The following is a 19025-nucleotide window of genomic DNA, read 5'->3' as shown; positions in this document are numbered from 1 at the left end:
TGCGTACTTTGCTATAAACAATTTAATATTAAAAACGAATTTCAACAGATGCTGCAAAGTTTCGGCCAGGTGCATAGAAGCGTTCAAGACCTAATCCATTTCTATCAATATTATTTGTTGTACTATGTGCATTGATACCACGTAAAGCATCCCAAGTATGATATTTTTTATCAAAAAGGTTATATACCCCTGCTCGTAATGTAATATCTTCAGTCACTTTATAGAATCCAAATAAATCAACTAAATAAACAGATTTATTAAGATATTTATAGTTTTCAACAGATTGATATAACTCTTCTTTTGAACAATAGTCACCTAACCAAGGATCGTTGGTCCATGATAAACAACGTGTTTTAATTTCAAATGTTTTCGCATCTTTTGCTTTTTTACCACCTAAGTAGGTTAATCGGCTAAAAATACCCCATTTACCATTTGGCTCCTCATAATCAAGCCCCAAAACAGCTTTTAGCGGTTGAATTGAAAGCATGCTGGTTGAGTTAGATAATTTGCCTTTGCTATAACCTAATGCACCATATAGTTTTAATCCCTTTGGAGCTGAAAGGACTGTATCTAAATTAAGACTTCCTTTTACCTCAATACCACTTACTCGTGCATTATCGACATTAACCATTTGTTGCATTGGCGTTTGATAAGTCCGTCCATATTGAGTTTGTTCAATGATACTTTCTTGTTCAAACAAGAAATTCCGATAACGAGTTTGATATAGGTTAATATCAAGCATACCTTTTTCATTTTGTGCCTTAGCAAAAAGCGTATGATTGATACTTCGTTCTGACTTTAATCCTGGATTAGATTTCCATGTACCATAAGCATTAGTAAAGCTGAAATATAATTCAGTGGCAGTAGGAATACGATAACCTGTACTCAATTGATAGCCAAATTTCCAAGTATCTGTTGTTTGAGCATCTAAACCAAGAAAACCACTCCAATTTGAAAAACTACTTTGTGCTGGTTCCCCTTCTGCTAAACAAGCCTTACTACAGGCCGCATTTAAAGCTTTAGGAGAAAGTTTAGCATAATCATAGCGAGTACCAACATTTGCAGAGAATGTCGGTCTCCAACCACTTTCAAAACGAGGATTCCATGTAATTTGATCTTTTAGTGAAGCACCGTATATTCTCGTTTTTACAGGTCTTTGAATGGTATACCAGTCGTCTAATCCAAATTCATTGGTATCATGGTTAATGTTTTTAAATTCTCGTTCACTTGCGTAGGCTTTAAAAGAGAAGACATGCTCGCCCCCCAAATTAAATGGCATGCTTTCTAATTCAGCAGAAATTCGTTTAAACACAGTTTTCATCCGACGATCATAAACTTCACTCAATTCTTTTTCATTTGTTTGCGAATTGCGCTGACCTTTATAGTTAACCGCTGCCAAATCTGTTTTTTGATAATCAAAATCCAATTTACTGGATGCTAAGTAATTAGATTCTGGCGTATAGAGATAATATGCATTGACATTAATACGTTTATTTTGATCATCCGCTTCACGCCAAGCACTTCCGTATGAAGTATAGCTACGTTCATCTACATATCGACTACCTTTTTGCCCATTAAGACCAACACCAACCTTATGATGTGAAGTAATTTGATAGCCCACCTTAGCTAAATAACTATGAAAACGGTGGGTAGCAGGATCTGGATGTTGACTTCTTGTGTAATTAAATTCAGGTCCCTCCCCCCTACTCTTAATTTCATGACCTGTACGTTGTGAGTACATCAAAACAGCATCCACCTTATCGCCAACATATCCAACACCTAGAGTTCTGACCCACTCACTATTTTTGCTAGCATATCCACCACGTAATAAGGCACCAAATTTATTATTAGATTTAACAATATCTTGTGCATCTAAAGTATGGTAATTAACACCGCCACCTAAAGCACCACTACCAGAATTAAGTGCATCTGAGCCCCGAACAATATCAATATCTCTAACTAACTCAGAATCAATACTCAAACGAGAAGGATTAAAATTGCCATAACGCGCATAAAGTGAGTTTTCCTCACTATCAGGCAAATTCACACCATCTACACTAATACCAACTCGATTACCTTCTACTCCACGAATAGAAAACCCTTTTAGGAATCGTCCATTATCGCTAATCCCAACATCTGTGGTATAACGCACAAGATCTCGAGTATCTCTCACTAACTCTTTTTGTAGAGTTGATGCAGTTTTATGTTCAACAGCTGACTGCGTTTGTCGCTCTGCACTCAGCTCACCTTCAACATTAATCGTCTTTAATTGTTCTTCTGCAAAAGAAGATGGAGAAATGGATGCCGTAGCAATAGGCAAAATTCCATAGGTCACTGCTAAAAATGTATTCTTTTTCATATTGTTATCCTTAAATAGCAAAACAGATAGAATTATAAAAAAGAATAATAGGAAAAAATAGATAAAATTGAGAATTATTTTTATTTTTGTGATCTAACTCACAAAAAATACCGCACTTGGTTTCCCTAAGTGCGGTCATTTTTAGTGATATTTTTGAATATTAGACTAAACGTCTAAGTTTGCTCGCAAGGCATTCATTTCGATGAATTCACGACGAGGCTCAACTTCATCTCCCATCAATGTGGTGAAGAGTTGGTCTGCTGCCACAGCATCTTTAATCGATACTTTTAACATACGACGAGCATTTGGATCCATGGTGGTTTCCCAAAGTTGCTCGGCATTCATTTCACCCAACCCTTTGTAACGTTGGATTTCTAAGCCACGACGAGATTCTTTCATCAACCATTCAACAGCTTGTTCAAATGATTGAACAGGTTGTGTTTTTTCACCACGTGTGACATAAGCGCCCTCTTCTAGTAAGCCATTAACTTGCTGACCGAATGTAGAAATCTTCGCAAATTCATTGCCGGTCACAAAATCAAAGTTGATGAAGTAATCGGTATCAATACCATGTTTACGAACGGTAATGACGGCTTCATATACTTGACGCTCGCTGTTAAATTGCGTTCTTGCTGAATATAAATGGGCTTCCGTTTCTTTTTCAGTTAAGTACGCAACAAAAGCATTCGCCCAATTTTCGACCGCACTTTCATTACGCATTAAATCAACGGTTAATTGTGGTTGGTAAACCAAGCCTTGCAACAATGGCTCTGGATAATAACGACTTAAGCGAGTAATTAATTTCTGAACATTGTTATATTCGCCCACTAATTTCTCAAACACTAAATCATTCATTGCTGGTGCATTAGCACTGATATGTAATGCTGCACTATCTAACGCAAGCATTAATTCATATTGCACCATTTCGTCGTTATCTTTGATGTAACGCTCTTGTTTACCTTTTTTCACTTTATAAAGTGGTGGCTGAGCAATATACACGTAACCACGCTCAATTAATTCTGGCATTTGACGATAGAAGAAGGTCAACAATAAAGTACGAATGTGTGAACCGTCCACGTCCGCATCGGTCATGATAATGATGTGGTGATAACGTAATTTATCCGGATTATATTCATCGCGACCAATACCACAGCCAAGCGCCGTAATTAATGTGCCCACTTCTTGAGAAGAAAGCATTTTGTCAAAACGTGCTTTTTCAACGTTAAGAATTTTACCTTTTAATGGCAGAATCGCTTGGGTTTTACGATCACGACCTGATTTTGCGGAACCACCCGCAGAATCCCCCTCCACGAGGTAAAGTTCTGAAAGTGCTGGGTCTTTTTCTTGACAGTCCGCTAATTTACCCGGGAGGCCAGCAATATCTAATGCGCCTTTACGACGGGTCATTTCGCGGGCTTTACGTGCTGCTTCACGTGCACGTGCCGCTGTAATAATTTGATTTACAATGATTTTCGCATCGGCTGGATTTTCTAATAAATATTCCTGCATACGCTCATTCATTGCAGATTCAACCGCACTTTTCACTTCAGAAGACACTAATTTGTCTTTTGTTTGTGAAGAGAATTTAGGATCGGGCACTTTCACCGAAATAATTGCCACCAAACCTTCACGTGCGTCGTCACCTGATGTGCTCACTTTCTCTTTTTTCAGTAACCCTTCGCTTTCCATATAGTTATTTAAGCTACGCGTTAATGCACCACGGAAACCGGCTAAGTGAGTACCACCATCACGTTGTGGAATGTTATTGGTAAAGCAATAAACGTTTTCGTTTACACCATCATTCCATTGCAATGCCACTTCCACACCAATACCGTCTTTTTCAGCTGAAAAATAGAATGGTTTTGGGTGAATTGGATTTTTGTTTTTATTTAAATACTCAACGAATGCTTGAATACCACCTTCATAATGGAAGTGATCTTCCGTGCCATCACGTTTGTCGATTAAACGAATCGATACGCCAGAGTTTAAGAATGAAAGCTCACGTAGGCGTTTTGCTAAAATTTTGTAATCAAAAGTTGTAATTGCAAAGATTTCTGGACTTGGCCAGAAACGCACTGTTGTACCCGTTGTTTGAGTTTCACCAATAACCGTTAAAGGCCCTTGAGGCTCACCTAAGTGATAGAATTGCTCATGCACATGACCTTGGCGACGAATGGTTAGCTGCAATTTATCAGAAAGTGCGTTTACTACGGAAACACCTACGCCGTGTAAACCGCCTGATACTTTATAAGAGTTATCATCGAATTTACCACCTGCGTGAAGTACTGTCATGATTACTTCTGCCGCAGAAACCCCTTCTTCTGGGTGAATATCTACCGGAATACCGCGGCCGTCATCTTGTACGGAAACAGAATTATCATCATGAATAGTGACGATAATATCGGAACAATAGCCAGCAAGCGCTTCATCGATAGCGTTATCCACCACCTCAAACACCATATGGTGTAGGCCTGTTCCATCATCGGTATCCCCAATATACATGCCCGGACGTTTCCGAACCGCATCAAGTCCTTTTAAGACTTTAATACTTGATGCACCATAAGCATTTTCTGTAACCGGTGTTTCTGACATAGTTTTTCTCTATTTTGTAATGAAAATTGTGCGGAATTATAGCAAAAAACTGACTATTTTGCGAAATAAAAGTGCGGTCAAAGTTTGCGTTATTTTTTTATTTATTATTTGACATCTTGATTTTTCTCCTGATATTACCTACCTCATTTTTTGTATAGAAATGAGTTTTGTTGTATTAAAAATTAAAGGATCATCAAATGATTTCATTCCTAAAATCTAATCCAGGCACGCCTATTCCTGATGCAGAAATTAGAGAACGCTATAATCGCTTAAGATAGCATGCATTATTTGGCATTTTTATCGGTTATGCAGCGTTCTACATTTTACGTAATAACTTCCTCCTTTCTTCTCCGGAATTAATTAGCGATTTTGGTTTCACCAAAAAAGATATCGGTTTTATTTCCGGTACCATGTTAATTGTTTATGGTTTAAGTAAAGGTTTCATGTCTGCAATCGCAGATAAATCAAACCCGAAACACTTTATGATTTTCGGCTTAATGATGTCGGCTGCGGTAAACTTGATGATGGGCTTTAGCGCATCATTCTGGGTATTCTTATTCCTTTGTGTGCTTAATGGTATCTTCCAAGGGATGGGAGCAGGTCCAGCTTACATCGTACTTGCAAGTTGGTTCCCGCGTAAATCTCGTGGTGTAACAACAGCTATCTTCAATATCTCTCACAACGTAGGTGGTGGTTTAGTCGCACCAATTGCGGGGGCAAGTATTGCTTGGTTAGGTCAAGAGCATTGGCAAGCCGCACACTTTGTTGTACCTGTAGCAATTGCCACTATTGTTGCTATTATTTTCTACATCTTCGGTGCGGGTCGTACTTACAATGAAGGCTTACCACCAGTTGGTAAAATTCTTGAAAATGAGAATGAAGAGTTAGTTGTTACAAAAGAAGAAAACGTCAACTTAACCACATGGGAAATCTTCCGTGATTACATTATGAAAGATATTAATGTATGGTTTGTTTCTTTCATTGACGTATTCACTTACATGATCCGTTTTGGTGTATTAACCTGGCTACCACTTTATTTATTAGAAACTAAAGGTTTCACTAAAGCTCAAATGGGTACAGCATTTGCTATCTTTGAATGGGCAGCAATTCCTTCTACGCTATTAGCAGGTTGGTTAACTGATACTTATTTCAAAGGTCGCCGTATGCCACTTGCTATCATCACCTTATTCGGTGTGGGTGCAGCAATGTTTGTTTACTGGGGCGGTAGTGACTTATTAACCGTAACCATCGGTGCAGGTATTATTGGATGCTTAATTTATGTTCCAATGTTCTTATCTTCACTTCAAACTATCGAGCTAGTTCCTTCTTTCGCAGCAGGTTCAGCAACGGGTTTACGTGGTTTATTAAGTTACATTTTAGGTAGTTTCTCTGGTACTGCATTATTTGGTATTTTGGCTGATAAATTCGGTTGGGATGCGGGCTTCTACCTCTTATTATTCGCTGTAGCAGGCTGTATTTTCTGTTGCTATATGACACATTTAGGTGTACTACGCTTAGAACGTAAAAAATCACAAACAGCTAATAACTAATCTATCCAAATGGGCAAAATAGAATAATCTTTGTTGCCCATTTTTCTCACTTCAACAAGATTAATTTTGGTCAATGTTTAAAAAGATTTTTAATCCAAAGTTTGAATATAAACGATAAAGCATATCTTCATACTTGGTTATTTCTCTTTTAGGGTAACAAAAGCATTTCTTTTAATTGAAAAATATAACGTGCAATAACATATGCTTCAAGTGAAGAAAGCTACAATAAATAACAATCATTCTCAATAATCAAAATAAAAACAATCACTTACCCTCTTATTTTGTAAGGAAAATAAGGGTGTTTTTGATTCTGATCAAATAAAGTTCCTCCATCAAGGCATATCATAGTTAAATTAACCATACAAGTAACGTGCCAATTGGAGTGATTATATGCAACGAAGTGATGGATTATTTTCTGCTTTAGCAGAAGTTTCCCGTCGGGATTTTATGAAGTTATGTACCGCGCTTGCGGCGACTATGGGGTTAAGTTCAAAAGCGGGGGCAGAAATGACTGCAGCTTTAACCGAGCCTAAACGCCCACCAGTATTATGGATTGGTGCGCAAGAATGTACGGGTTGTACTGAATCCTTGCTACGTGCCACCCATCCAACAGTAGAAAACTTGGTATTGGAAATGATTTCCTTAGAATACCACGAAACCCTTTCTGCAGCCTTCGGGGAACAAGCTGAAGATAATAAACACAATGCAATTAAACAGTATTATGGAAAATATGTTTTAGTCGTAGATGGATCTATTCCGGTGAAAGACGGCGGCGTCTATTGTATGGTAGCAGGTAAACCGATTGTAGAACACATCCAAGAGGCCGCTAGAGGGGCTGCCGCGATCATTGCGATCGGTTCTTGTGCAGCATGGGGTGGCGTACCTTCTAGCGGTGGCAACCCAACTGGCGCAAGCAGCCTATCTGAAGTCTTACCAAAAGGCACGCCGGTGATTAATATTCCAGGTTGTCCACCAAATCCACACAACTTCCTTGCAACTGTCGCTTATATTCTTACTTATAAGAAACTACCTGCAATGGACAAATTAAATCGTCCATTATTCGCTTACGATCGCTTAATTCACGAAAACTGCTATCGTCGTCCGCACTTCGATGCTGGACGCTTTGCTAAAGAATACGGCGATTACGGCCACCGAAACGGTTGGTGTTTGTACCATCTTGGTTGTAAAGGGCCAGAAACTTACGGTAACTGCTCTACCTTAGAATTCTGTGATGTTGGCGGTAATAACTGGCCGGTCGGTATCGGACACCCTTGCTATGGTTGTAACGAAAAAGGAGTGGGATTCACCAAGGGTATTTTCCAATTAGCGGGCGTAGAAAACCCTACACCACGTGTTGAAAAACCTGATGTCAATAACACAGAAGGTTCAGGGGCTACCATGACGGCTATTGGTTTATTAGGTGGTGCCGCTGCAATCCTAGCAGGCGTGAGTGTTGTGACCTTACGCGAATTAAGCGCTCAACATAAAGCGCGTGCCGAAGCGAAAGCCGCAGAGAAAGAAGAACATACAGGTAAATAACATGGATAGACGAAAATTTCTAAAAGCGGGTATGCTTGGCGGAATTGCTTCTTTGCCTGTGTCTAATGTGCAAGCAACAGAAGCGGTTGAGTCCATTCCCGGTGCACTTGGAATGCTTTACGACTCTACCCTTTGTGTAGGTTGTCAAGCATGTGTAGCTGAATGTCAAAACGTAAACCACACCCCCGTTAATCCGAAAGGTGATCAAACTTGGTCAAATAACGACAAACTCACGCCATTTACTCGTAACGTGATTCAAGTATGGAGTGATGGCGATGGCACAAATAAAGATAAAACCGAAAACGGCTATGCTTATGTGAAAAAGCAATGTATGCATTGCGTTGATCCTAACTGCGTTGCTGTTTGCCCTGTTCAAGCACTCACCAAAGATCCAAAAACCGGTATCGTAAAATATGATCCCGATATTTGTACTGGTTGCCGTTATTGTATGGTAGGTTGTCCATTTGATGTACCAAAATACGATTACGACAATCCATTCGGTGAAATCAGCAAATGTGAACTCTGTAACCAAAAAGGCGTTGAACGCTTAGACAAAGGTGAATTACCTGGTTGCTGTCATGTTTGCCCGACTGGTGCGATTATTTTTGGTACACGTGAAGAATTATTGGCAGAAGCGAAACGTCGTTTAAGCTTATTACGTGGCACCGAATATGATTACCCACGTCAACACGTTAATAGTACAGATAAATACCGTGCTACCCTGCCGGCATATCAATATCACATCTACGGTGAAAAAGAAGGTGGTGGTACCCAGGTACTTGCCTTAAGTGGTGTGCCTTTTACTAACCTTGGTTTACCTGACTTAGATGAAGTCGCGACAGGTTCTCGTGCGGCGCATTTACAACACTTCTTGTATCGCGGTTTAGCATTGCCATTAGTCGCACTTGCCGGTTTAACCTTTATGACTTACAAAAATATGCATGGCGATAAAATCGCTGAGCGTATTGCAGCACAAAAAGAAGCCATGCGTCAGGCACGCAAGGAAATCGAAGAAGCGGAGGATGAGCATCATGAGTAATCCACGTCCGGTAGGCGGTCGCCTTGTTTCTGCCGCAATTCTCTTTTTTGCACCACTTGCTGTGCTTTGCGTTTTATTAATTTTAAAACGTTTGGTTTTCGGTATTGGTTCTGTGACCGCACTTAATGGCGGTTATCCTTGGGGTTTATGGATTGCCTTTGACTTACTTGTCGGTACAGGATTTGCCTGTGGCGGTTGGGCCCTCGCTTGGACCGTGTATATTTTCAATAAAGGGAAATATCACGCTCTTGTTCGCCCAGCATTGCTTGCAAGTTTATTCGGCTATTCCCTTGGTGGTTTATCTATCACCATTGATATGGGGCGTTATTGGCATTTGCCGTATTTCTACATTCCAGGCCAGTTCAACACGAACTCTGTTCTATTTGAAACAGCATTTTGTATGACGGTGTATATCATCGTAGTGACCCTAGAATTTGCCCCTGTATGGCTTGGTTTCTTCGGCTTGAAAAAATGGTTTAATAAACTGAATAAAATCATGTTTTTCATTATTGCCTTGGGTGCCTTGTTACCAATGATGCACCAATCTTCAATGGGTTCCTTGATGATTGTAGCTGGTCACAAAGTCCATCCGGTATGGCAAAGCTATGAAGCACTACCAATTCTCTCCTTGCTGACTGCTTTCATTATGGGCTTCTCTATTGTGATTTTTGAGGGTTCCTTAGTTAAAGCGGGTCTTGCAGGAAAAACACCAGATGAACGTCATTTATTTACTCAATTGGCACGCGTTACCGCAGGATTAATTTTCTGTTTCTTAGCGGTGCGTTTTGGTGAATTGATTTATCACGACAAACTGCAAATGGTTGTGGGTTTCGATAAATTAACTAAATTTGAAGCATGGATGTTCTGGATGGAAGTCTGGTTGATGGTATTACCATTACTAACCCTCTTCCTTGGGGAGAAAAAATCAGATTCCCGTTGGTTATTTATTTCGGCATTAAGCATGTTACTCGGTGCGGCATTATGGCGTATGAACTATTCGCTTATCATGTATAATCCGGGCAACGGCTACCAATATTTCCCATCTGCGGAAGAATTGCTTATTTCAATCGGTTTCGTTTCGATTGAAGTATGTGCCTATATTTTAATCATTCGTTTATTCCCTGTATTACCGGTATTTAAAGAAAAACATACCGAAGACTCAGAAAAAATTATTGCCGAAAAAGCGGCATTCAGCAAAAAAGTTAGCGGAGCAGAATAATGTCAGAAAAAAAACGTATCTCAATTGACCCAATTACCCGTATTGAGGGTCATTTACGTATTGATTGCGAAATTGAAAACGGTGTCGTCACCAATGCTTGGTCATCAGGTACCATGTGGCGCGGTATGGAAAATATCGTAAAAGGTGCCGACCCACGTGATGCATGGATGATTATGCAACGTATCTGTGGCGTATGTACCACAGTACATGCAATTATCAGCGTACGTGCTGTAGAAGATGCTATCGGTGCTAAAGTACCTGTCAATGCACAGTACATTCGTAACATGATTCTTGCGGCGCACAGCATTCACGACCATATCGTACATTTCTATCAACTCTCCGCAATGGACTGGGTGGATATTACTGCTGCGCTACAAGCTGATCCTGAAAAAGCGACAGATATGCTAAAAGGCGTTTCTACATGGTCATTAAACAGCGCTAACGAATTCCGCAACGTACAGAAAAAAATCCAGGCATTAGTGGACAGCGGACAACTTGGTATTTTCGCTAACGGTTACTTTGGTCATGCAGCAATGAAACTTCCACCAGAAGTGAACCTCATTGCCGTCGCGCACTATTTGCAAGCCCTTGAATGTCAACGTGATGCTAACCGAGTGGTGGCATTACTTGGTAGTAAAACACCACATATTCAAAACTTGGCGATTGGTGGCGTAGCAAACCCAATTAACTTAGATTCCCAAGCAGTACTAAACCAAGAACGTCTCCTGTTCGTGAAAGCTTGTATCGACCGCTTAACTGACTTCATCAACCAAGTGTATAAAGTAGATGCGGCAGTATTTGCCGCTTACTATCCTGAATGGTTAAGCTTAGGTAAAACATCAGGCAACTACTTATCTGTGCCAGAATACCCAATTGATGCAGATAACTCTAAATTCATGCTAAAAGGTGGTTATATCGAAAACGGCGATTTATCGACTTTCCGTGCAATCGACCAACAAAAAGATGAGTTCGTTGTAAAAGGAATTAAAGAAAGTGGTAAACACGCTTGGTACGAAGATGATGAACCATTAGAACCTTGGGCGGGTTTAACTCGTCCGAAATACACCGGCTGGCAAGATGATGGCAAATACTCTTGGGTAAAAGCGCCAACATTCTACGGTAAAGTTGTCGAAGTCGGTCCTCTCGCCTATTTAATGTGTGGTTTGGCTGCGAATGACACGCCAACTGTCAACCACTTCAATGAATTAAAAGGCATTTATGAAAAATTGACTGGTAACACGTTAACTACCGATCAATTACATTCCACCCTTGGACGTATTATCGGTCGTACCGTGCATTGCTGTGCGATCAACGACATTTTAAGTGCTCAATGGCAAATGCTCATTGATAATATCGCTAAAGGTGATATGACGGCGTATATCAAAACAGATATTCCAGCAAGCGGTGAATTCCGTGGTGTTGGTTTCGGTGAAGTACCACGTGGTATGCTTTCTCACTGGGTTGTCATCAAAGACGGTCGCATTGAAAACTACCAAGCCGTTGTACCATCCACATGGAATGCTGGACCGCGTAATGAACAAGACCAAATGGGTCCTTATGAACTTTCCATTATTGGTACACCGGTGGCAGATCCGGCTAAACCATTGGAAGTGGTTAGAACCATTCACTCTTTCGACCCTTGTATGTCCTGTGCCGTACACGTCGTTAATACCGAAAACGGCGAAGTGACTGAAGTGAAGGTGTTATAATGAAGCCGTTAATTCTTGGCGTCGGCAATATTTTGTTAAGTGATGAAGGTGTCGGTGTGCGCGTGGTGCAGGAGCTTGAAAAACGCCCTGAAATTCAACCGCACTTTGACATTATCGATGGTGGTACTTGTGGCATGGAATTACTGGATGCGATGGCAAATCGCGAGCATTTGATTATTGTCGATGCCGTGCTTGCTAACAAACAGCCAGGTGAGATTGTCGTGTTACATGACGAGCAAGTACCCACCTTTTTCTCTCGCAAAATTTCGCCACACCAACTCGGCATTTGTGATGTACTTTCTGCAATGAAATTAACGGACGAATTCCCCAAATACCTTTGTCTCATCGGCATCCAACCAGAATCGCTAGAATCTGGAATTGGCTTGACTGAAACGATACAAAATGTGTTGCCAAAGGTTTTTGAAACGTTAAATCAAGTAATTGCTGAATATGGTTTGAATCTAGACTCCCCTCTTTAGAAAAGAGGGGCTGAGGGAGATTTGACTTAATTAATCGAGACAAGTGTTAAATCTCCCCTAACCCCTCTTTACAAAAGAGGGGAATTTTCTTTAAGGTTTCTCCACAATTCTTTAATCTTATTAATATTGAAAAATAAACCATGTATCGACACGAAAAAACACCTGACAAAAAGCAAAGCTTTTTGAACGTTGGCTTTGCCAACGGCTCTGAAGGAGCGAGTAAATCTTCAGGATTTACGAGTAAAAACTCTACCACACTTTTAAACTCTGTTTCTGGCTTTGAAGAAAACCCAACGGAGATTTTCCTTGCCGAAATGCAAAACATTGTACCTGAAATGCAAGATCTCCCTTTTTATCACAAAGGCATCGAGTGTTTCTGCCCTAAATTTGTTTTATTCGAAGACCAATGGATTGGCACAGTATTAACGCCATGGATGATGAGTGTGGTGATTCTACCTGGCCCTCAACAACAATGGGAACCACGTGAATTAGGTAATAAACTCACTGTGCAACTGCCTTACAAAGCACTTACTTTCGCCGTTAGTAGTCTTGAAAATGTACCGCAATATTTAAGTTGTTCCTTACATTCACCGCTCGATCCAAATCTGACTAATGAGCAAGCAGTTCAACTCACACAAGATTGTTTGCGTATGGTTTTATCCATACCAACCGCACAGCCGACATTTAATTCTGATCGCCGCAATCTATTTAAGGCGATGATCAAATAAATGTAAGCTACAAATAGTTAATAAAAATGGGCAAAGTAAACTAACTTACTTTGCCCATTTTGCTTTTCATCCCACACAAAGTGCGGTCAGTTTTTGCTTAATTTTTCAAATTAATACAACACACGTGCTTTAATTGTGCCTTCAATCTCACGAAGTTTCGCTAATAATGGTGATGCATCATCTGTTTCAACATCCACAACCACATAACCAATTTTCGGATCAGTTTGTAAATATTGTGCTGCAATATTAAGATTAGCTTCAACGAAAATTTGGTTCAATTTGTTTAATACACCTGGACGGTTTTCGTGAATATGAAGTAAACGTTTTGTGCCAACGTGTTCTGGTAAAGAAACTTCTGGGAAATTCACGGAAGAAAGGGTTGAGCCGTTATCTGAATATTTCACAAATTTACCCGCCACTTCAAAACCAATGTTTTCTTGTGCTTCCGCAGTCGAACCACCGATATGCGGGGTTAAGATCACATTATCAAATTTACGTAGTGGAGAAACAAACTCTTCATTGATTGATGCAGGCTCAACAGGGAATACGTCAATCGCTGCACCACGGATTTTACCCTGTCCAAGTGCTGCAGCTAAAGCATCGATATCCACTACCGTACCACGTGCTGCATTGATTAAAATAGAATCTTGTTTTAATTGCGCAATACGTTCAACACTCATTAAATTACGGGTTGAAGGTAAATCTGGTACATGAAGCGAAATCACATCGCAAGAACCTAATAACTCTTCAAGTGTGTGTAATTGTTTTGCATTACCCAATGGCAATTTATTTTCAATATCGTAGAAATATACTTCCATCCCTAGAGACTCCGCAATAATACTTAATTGCGAACCAATATGGCCGTAACCCACGATACCTAATTTTTTGCCACGTACTTCATGAGAACCCACTGCCGATTTATTCCATAAACCACGATGCACATCGGCATTCGCTTGAGGAATATTGCGCATTAAGAGCAAAATCTCACCCAACACTAATTCAGCCACAGAACGTGTATTAGAGAACGGTGCATTAAATACTGGAATCCCACGCATTTTTGCTGCATTAAGATCCACTTGGTTGGTACCGATACAGAAACAGCCAATAGCAATAAGCTTCGGTGCAGCTTCAATCATTTCTGCAGTTAATTGGGTACGTGAACGTAAGCCGATAAAATGCGCATCTTTAATCGCTTCTTTTAGCTCATCACCATCTAAAGCTTTTTTGTAAAAGTCGATGTTGGTGTAGCCCGCCGCATGTAAGGTATCTAATGCACTTTGGTGCACGCCCTCTAATAGCACAAATTTAATTTTTGATTTGTCGAGTGAGACTTTGTTTGTCATGTTTGCTTCCTTATTTTTATTAATCAATAATTTTTGCGCCGTCTGGTGTACCAACAATCACAATATCCGCCCCACGTAAGGCAAAGATACCATTTGTTACCACACCCGCGACATTATTCAATTCTTTTTCCATTTCCACTGGATTTAAAATCGCAAAATTATGTACATCTAAAATCACATTGCCGTTATCAGTCACCACGCCTTCACGATATTCCGGGGCACCACCAAGAGAGACTAATTTACGACCAACTTGTGAACGTGCCATTGGAATGACTTCTACTGGTAATGGGAACGTGCTACCTAACACATCCACTTGTTTACTAGCGTCCACAATACAAATAAATTTTTTCGCTAAAGCCGCCACAATTTTTTCGCGAGTCAGTGCCGCACCGCCACCTTTGATCATCATTTTTTGTGGATTGATTTCATCTGCGCCATCCACATAAATATCTAAACTTGATACATCGTTAGCACTAAATACTTCAATGCCCTGTTTACGTAATAATTCTTCTGAGGCTTTAGATGCTGCTACCGCGCCTTGAATTTGATCTTTTAATTCACCTAAGGCTTCAATAAAACAATTCACTGTTGAACCACTTCCCACGCCAACAATGGTATCGGGCTTAACATATTTTAACGCCGCACGTGCCGCTAATTTTTTCATTTCTAATTGGTCCATTTTTCTCTCCCTTTTAAATCGTGGATAACAACGTAAACGTTTGCCTTACTTTAATACGACACTATTAAATAAACAAGTGTAAAAATTTATTCGTGATGATGAAAAAATTTTATTCATCGAAAAAAAGCGCTAACAGCTCGTTCAAAAACAATTTCCCGTGTTCGGTGATCTGCCAAGAATCCAGTGTTTCGACGATATAATTCTGTTGAATGGCAAAATCAATTTGATTTTTGACCGCACTTTGCGAAAGCCCCGTATAATGCTCAAATTCTTGTTTTGGCACCGCTTCCAGTAAGCGGAAGCGATTCATAAAAAACTCAAAAGCGCGGTCATTTTTTTCCACGTTTTTTTCTTCATAAAGGTACTCACCTCGCAAATACCCTTTTGGATGCTTTGTTTTAGAAAAACGTAAAATTTTTCCATCTGAGAAAGTGAGTTTTCCATGTGCGCCACAGCCTATCGCCAAATAATCCCCAAATCGCCAATAATTCAAATTATGCTGACACTGAAAGCCCGGTTTCGCATAAGCGGATGTTTCATATTGCTGATAACCGGCTTCGGTTAAAAGTTGGTGACCTTGCTCAAAAATATCCCAAAGCTCATCATCATCCGGCAATGTAGGCGGACGGTAAGCAAACATGGTATTGGGTTCAATGGTGAGTTGATACCAAGAAAGGTGTGGCGGAGCAAGCTCTATGGCTTGTCGCAAATCATCTAAAGCCTCCTCAAGCGTTTGATTTGGCAAGCCGTGCATTAAATCTAGATTGAAACTTTTTAACCCAGAAACTTTCGCCAAACTGACCGCACTTTTAGCTTCCGCCGCATTATGAATACGTCCTAAACGTTGTAATTTATCGTCATTAAAACTTTGAATGCCCATGGAAATACGTGTTACACCCGCATCCACATAACCTTTAAAACGCTCTGCTTCCACGGTGCCAGGATTGGCTTCCATAGTTATTTCAATATTCTCGGAAAAAGGAATGCGACGTTGAATTTCTGCCAATAACAACTTGATACTTTCCGCTGAAAATAAACTCGGCGTGCCACCACCAATAAAAATTGAATGGAGTGGACGATTTTGAATACTAGCCTGATATTTCTCTAAGTCTGCCTCAAGATCGGCGATCAGATGTTGCACATATTCTTGTTCAGGAATTGCGCCTTTCTGTGCATGCGAATTGAAATCACAATAAGGGCATTTCTGCACACACCAGGGAATATGCACATAAAGGGAAAGAGGGGGAAATTTTTGCATAATTAAAAGTCAAAAGGGCTTGTTTTCACAAGCCCTAAAAATGAGTCATTAATTGACCGCTCTTGCTGTTTTAGTCGCAGCTTTACGGCGTGGTGCTTTCGCTTTCGTTTCCACTTTTACGAACTCAATGCCTTCGGGTGGATTTTCTAACGCTAAGCCTAACACTTCATCAATGGTTTCTACCGCATGAATCGCAAGATTTTCTTTTACGTTATCTGGAATTTCTTCCAAATCTTTCACGTTATCTTTTGGAATCAATACAGTTTTAATACCACCACGATGTGCCGCAAGTAATTTTTCTTTCAATCCACCGATTGGTAATACTTTACCGCGTAAGCTGATTTCACCAGTCATCGCGACATCGGCACGCACTGGGTTACCCGTTAAGCAAGAAACTAATGCGGTACACATTGCGATACCTGCACTTGGACCATCTTTTGGTGTAGCACCATCTGGCACGTGAATATGAATATCACGTTTTTCATGGAATTCAGAATTGATACCCAATTTTTCCGCACGTGCACGGACTACAGTCATCGCAGCTTGGATAGATTCTTTCATCACATCGCCCAATGAACCGGTGAAGGTTAATTTACCTTTACCTACCACTGAAGCGGTTTCAATGGTCAGTAAATCACCGCCCACTTCTGTCCATGCAAGGCCTGTTACTTCGCCTACACGGTTTTGCGTATCCGCTTTACCGAATTCAAAACGTTTCACACCAAGATAGTCATGCAAGTTATCTGAATTAACGGTAATGGATTTCACTTTTGGATTGACCAATAAATTCTTCACCGCTTTACGACAGATTTTAGAAATTTCACGCTCTAATCCACGCACACCAGCTTCACGGGTGTAATAACGGATAATATCTAAAATGGCGTTTTCTTCGATAGTTAATTCGCCTTTTTTCAATCCATTACGTTCAATTTGTTTTTGCAACAAATGACGCATCGCAATATTGAGTTTTTCATCTTCGGTATAACCAGAAAGACGAATAACTTCCATACGGTCTAGCAATGGACCAGGAATATTCATGGAGTTTGAGGTTGCCACAAACATTACATCAGACAAATCGTAGTCCACTTCAAGATAGTGATCATTGAAGGTAGTATTTTGTTCTGGATCAAGCACCTCTAACAAGGCTGACGCAGGATCACCACGCATATCCGAAGACATTTTATCGATCTCATCAAGCAAGAAGAGTGGGTTTTTCACGCCAACTTTTGCCATTTTTTGAATCAATTTACCCGGTAATGCACCAATATAAGTTTTACGGTGACCACGGATTTCTGCTTCATCACGTACTCCACCTAATGCCATACGCACATATTTACGACCTGTGGCATTCGCAATAGATTGACCTAGTGAGGTTTTACCTACCCCTGGTGGCCCGACTAAGCAAAGGATTGGACCTTTGATTTTGTTTAAACGTGCTTGCACCGCAAGGTATTCTAAAATGCGTTCTTTCACACGTTCTAAACCGTAGTGATCCGCATCTAAGACTTGTTGTGCTTTTGCGATATCTTTCTTCACTTTAGTGCGTTTATGCCATGGCACTTGAAGCATCCACTCAACATAGCTACGCACCACCGTTGCTTCCGCAGACATCGCTGACATCATTTTGAGTTTTTGTAACTCACTCTCTACTTTTTCACGCACATCTGCTGGCATACCTGCAGCTTCAACCTTTTGACGAAGTTGCTCAACTTCATCAATAGTATCTTCGCTTTCACCATCGTCCATTTCTTTGCGAATCGCTTTAATTTGTTCGCTAAGATAATAGTTACGCTGGCTTTTCTCCATTTGTTTTTTCACACGGCCACGAATTCGTTTTTCAACTTGAAGAATATCCGCTTCAGATTCCATCATGCCAAGTAAATATTCTAAACGCTCTTGTACACCAGCCAGTTCTAATACGCTTTGTTTATGACGAACAGTCACTGGAATATGCGCGGCCATGGTATCAGCTAAACGATCGGCATCATCAATACGTTGAAGCGCACCTAAAACGTCTGCAGGAATTTTTTTATTGAGTTGAAGATAGCTTTCAAATTCATTTAAAACAGCTGCCTTCACCACATCTAATTCTTTTTCATCACCAAACGTGGTTTCAATCGGTGTGACTTCCGCTGAAAAATGGTCTTCACCATCATTTAATTGATTAATTTTCGCGCGTTGTTGCCCTTCCACCAACACTTTCACCGTGCCGTCTGGCAATTTTAATAGTTGAATAATATTCGCAATCGTCCCGACATCGAATACATCATCAACGGTAGGTTCTTCCAAATCCGCTTGCTTTTGTGACACCAATAATAATTGTTTGCTCTCATTCATGGCTTCATCAAGGGCACTAATCGATTTTGCGCGCCCAACAAAAAGTGGCATCACCATATAAGGGAAAACGACAACATCCCGTAATGGCAACACAGGAAGTGTACGTTGTTGAGTTCTTTTGGCGTTCATAATTATCTCTCTTACATCAATTCTATAATTTTATTGAATATGGGGATGAGTTGCATAAATTCAAG

Annotated in this window: 12 protein-coding genes and 1 pseudogene; 7 read left to right on the top strand and 6 right to left on the bottom strand. The window is 40.3% G+C overall.

What is annotated here, in order from left to right; translation table 11 throughout:
• Nucleotides 1–28: 28 nt before the first annotated feature.
• Together RDV53_RS04350 and gyrB are read right to left on the bottom strand one after the other, a co-directional pair.
• On the bottom strand, nucleotides 29–2359 hold the full coding sequence (locus tag RDV53_RS04350; RefSeq protein WP_005695043.1) for a TonB-dependent hemoglobin/transferrin/lactoferrin family receptor: 2331 nt from the start codon (nucleotides 2357–2359) through the stop codon (nucleotides 29–31).
• Nucleotides 2360–2524: 165 nt separating this feature from the next.
• A complete protein-coding gene (gene gyrB, locus RDV53_RS04345; protein WP_005695042.1) occupies nucleotides 2525–4951 on the bottom strand; it encodes a DNA topoisomerase (ATP-hydrolyzing) subunit B in 2427 nt (808 codons plus the stop codon).
• Between the two features lie 197 nt (nucleotides 4952–5148).
• Here gyrB and RDV53_RS04340 point away from each other — a divergent pair.
• The 7 genes and pseudogenes from RDV53_RS04340 (at nucleotide 5149) to hybE (ending at nucleotide 13214) form a co-directional block, all read left to right on the top strand.
• Nucleotides 5149–6501, top strand: a pseudogene (locus RDV53_RS04340) (MFS transporter).
• Nucleotides 6502–6891: 390 nt separating this feature from the next.
• Entirely contained in the window at nucleotides 6892–8040 is a 1149-nt protein-coding gene (gene hybO / locus RDV53_RS04335; protein ID WP_005695040.1) for a hydrogenase 2 small subunit, read from the top strand.
• 1 nt (nucleotide 8041) lies between these two features.
• A complete protein-coding gene (gene hybA / locus RDV53_RS04330; RefSeq protein WP_005695038.1) occupies nucleotides 8042–9079 on the top strand; it encodes a hydrogenase 2 operon protein HybA in 1038 nt (345 codons plus the stop codon).
• A complete protein-coding gene (gene hybB / locus RDV53_RS04325; protein ID WP_005695037.1) occupies nucleotides 9072–10298 on the top strand; it encodes a Ni/Fe-hydrogenase cytochrome b subunit in 1227 nt (408 codons plus the stop codon). Before hybA ends, hybB begins: the two co-directional genes overlap by 8 nt.
• Nucleotides 10298–12007, top strand: coding sequence for a hydrogenase 2 large subunit (gene hybC / locus RDV53_RS04320; protein ID WP_005695036.1), 1710 nt, complete (start codon nucleotides 10298–10300; stop codon nucleotides 12005–12007). The genes hybB and hybC overlap by 1 nt, the downstream gene beginning before the upstream one ends.
• Nucleotides 12007–12486, top strand: a complete 480-nt coding sequence (locus tag RDV53_RS04315) for a HyaD/HybD family hydrogenase maturation endopeptidase (RefSeq protein ID WP_005695035.1) — start codon at nucleotides 12007–12009, stop codon at nucleotides 12484–12486. The genes hybC and RDV53_RS04315 overlap by 1 nt, the downstream gene beginning before the upstream one ends.
• A gap of 140 nt (nucleotides 12487–12626) precedes the next feature.
• The gene (gene hybE, locus RDV53_RS04310; RefSeq protein ID WP_005695034.1) at nucleotides 12627–13214 is read left to right on the top strand and encodes a hydrogenase-2 assembly chaperone; all 588 of its coding nucleotides are present in this window, start codon (nucleotides 12627–12629) and stop codon (nucleotides 13212–13214) included.
• Nucleotides 13215–13324: 110 nt separating this feature from the next.
• Here the strand turns inward: hybE and serA are convergent, their stop codons facing one another.
• The 4 genes from serA to lon all read right to left on the bottom strand — a co-directional run bounded on the left by serA (nucleotide 13325) and on the right by lon (nucleotide 18960).
• A complete protein-coding gene (serA, locus tag RDV53_RS04305) occupies nucleotides 13325–14557 on the bottom strand; it encodes a phosphoglycerate dehydrogenase (RefSeq protein WP_032822468.1) in 1233 nt (410 codons plus the stop codon).
• A 19-nt stretch (nucleotides 14558–14576) separates the two neighbouring features.
• Nucleotides 14577–15236 carry a ribose-5-phosphate isomerase RpiA gene (gene rpiA / locus RDV53_RS04300; protein WP_005695032.1) on the bottom strand — a complete coding sequence of 220 codons (660 nt, stop codon included), beginning with the start codon at nucleotides 15234–15236 and terminating at the stop codon, nucleotides 14577–14579.
• 109 nt (nucleotides 15237–15345) lie between these two features.
• Complete coding sequence (gene hemW, locus RDV53_RS04295; protein ID WP_005695031.1) at nucleotides 15346–16494, bottom strand: radical SAM family heme chaperone HemW; 1149 nt, start codon at nucleotides 16492–16494, stop codon at nucleotides 15346–15348.
• 48 nt (nucleotides 16495–16542) lie between these two features.
• The gene (gene lon / locus RDV53_RS04290) at nucleotides 16543–18960 is read right to left on the bottom strand and encodes an endopeptidase La (protein ID WP_005695030.1); all 2418 of its coding nucleotides are present in this window, start codon (nucleotides 18958–18960) and stop codon (nucleotides 16543–16545) included.
• Nucleotides 18961–19025: the final 65 nt, after the last annotated feature.

The sequence above is a fragment of the Haemophilus parainfluenzae ATCC 33392 genome, assembly GCF_031191205.1.
In the GTDB taxonomy this organism is placed as follows: domain Bacteria; phylum Pseudomonadota; class Gammaproteobacteria; order Enterobacterales; family Pasteurellaceae; genus Haemophilus_D; species Haemophilus_D parainfluenzae.
Note: the sequence above shows the minus strand (reverse complement) of the source record. Positions and strands in the feature narration are given on the sequence as shown.